The organism is Bacteroides caecigallinarum (genome assembly GCF_016902295.1).
Taxonomy (GTDB): Bacteria; Bacteroidota; Bacteroidia; order Bacteroidales; family Bacteroidaceae; genus Phocaeicola; species Phocaeicola caecigallinarum_A.
Map to the genome: position 1 here is coordinate 1 of NZ_JACJLQ010000223.1, position 224 is coordinate 224.

General features: G+C 52.7%; 1 rRNA gene. It reads right to left on the reverse strand.

Going from position 1 to position 224, the window contains the following annotated elements:
* Positions 1–224 (reverse strand): 23S ribosomal RNA (locus tag H6A27_RS14900); the annotation flags it as partial.

A 224-nucleotide genomic window follows, 5' to 3' on the forward strand; every position in this document is an offset into this window, starting at 1 on the left:
AGCAATCTGACTTCGTTAGTTTAACTTAGCTGTCATTTCGGGGCCTTAGCCGATGGTCCGGATTGTTCTCCTCTCGGGCACGGACCTTAGCACCCATGCCCTCACTCCCAAGGTCAAACTGATGCGCATTCGGAGTTTGTCAGGACTTGATAGGCGGTGAAGCCCTCGCATCCAATCAGTCGCTCTACCTCACATCAGTAATCCTCGAGGCTGCACCTAAATGC